This is a genomic window from Citrobacter sp. TBCS-14 (assembly GCF_005280805.1).
GTDB classification, from domain to species: Bacteria; Pseudomonadota; Gammaproteobacteria; order Enterobacterales; family Enterobacteriaceae; genus Citrobacter; species Citrobacter gillenii.
This window is the reverse complement of the sequence record NZ_SZWM01000561.1, coordinates 1-1,233: the sequence shown is the minus strand read 5'-3', so window position 1 is coordinate 1,233 and position 1,233 is coordinate 1. Positions and strand designations below refer to the sequence as shown.

At 50.9% G+C, this 1,233-nt stretch carries 1 protein-coding gene; it reads right to left on the bottom strand.

Annotated elements, in window-relative coordinates:
- Positions 1 to 1,233: autotransporter outer membrane beta-barrel domain-containing protein (locus tag FDX22_RS19895; RefSeq protein WP_146717667.1), on the bottom strand; the 1,233-nt coding region annotated here is incomplete at both ends.

Genomic DNA, 1,233 nt, shown 5'->3' with positions numbered 1-1,233 from the left:
AAGCTGAACTGAGTACCCAGTCCAACACGTACCGCAGAACCTTCTGTACCATTGTCGATGGAATCACCGTTGACGTTAGCATCGTTACCCGCATCGTCATAAACGTAAGCCAGTTTGAAGTACGGAGTCAGCGCCTGGTCATCGCTGTAAGCGAAGGTATAACCGGCATCAACACCCAGTTCATAACGCATGCTGTCATAAGACTGACCGTCAACTTTCATGTCGTTGCTCAGCTTATAGTCATCACCAGACTGGAACAGACCGGATACGCTACCGTAAGGCGTCACGTAACCTGCGTCACCCAGTTTCAGGTCATAACCCAGTTTCAGACCGAAGCCCCAGGCATCAGAAGCACTGCTACCGTCAACGTACTGACCGTTGCTCATGTTAGCAGACAGATCGTTGTTGAAATGAGAGTAGTTCAAAGAACCATCAATAAAGAGGTTGTTTGCGAAGCGAGCAGAAGAGTAGATATAGGCAGTCTGGCTATCCTGATCCACCTGTCCGGTGTTATCGCTTACGTCACCTTTCGCAAAGCCCGCTGCAGCACCGACAATCCACTGTGCGTTGTTACCATCAACTTTGGTATCAAGGCCGACCATGATGCCGTTAACGTCCTGATCGTAGTTAATGGTGCCGTTGTCGCCGTTGAAGCTGCCGCCGAAGTAGCTCACCCACGCGCCACCGTTATCCGCCAGACCGTGACGTGCATTGGTCAGACGCGTACCGACAGTATCCTGTTGCAGGTTCCAGATGTTGGTATTTGCAGACGGGATGCTCAGCGCCATGTTCGCGTAATCCGTCAGTTCCATCTGTTGCATCACAACAGTGTTGCCCACCTGTTGAGCCTGATAGGTGTATGCACCCAGGTCAGCTTTGTTTGCCGCAGAGAAGGTGGCAGTGCTGTTGGTGTCGTTAACGTAGATCAGCTCGTTGCCTTTGTAATCAGCAACAGAGCCTGCACCAGTGGCGTTATCGATGCGAACTTTATAGTTACCGGTTGCCGCTGCGACGTGGTCACCATAGTTATCAACTTCAGACTGATCGCCTGAAGTGTCAGAATCGCCATTACCGTTGATAGTCAGATGACCATCAGAGTTCATCGCGATCACGCCGTAACCGTAGTTAGACTGGGTCGTATCGTTGGTGCGATCGTTGGTCAGATCAGCATTCAGCACATAGTTGGTGCTGTTGATATCGAAAACACCGGCATTGACATTGTTGTAAGCGTCG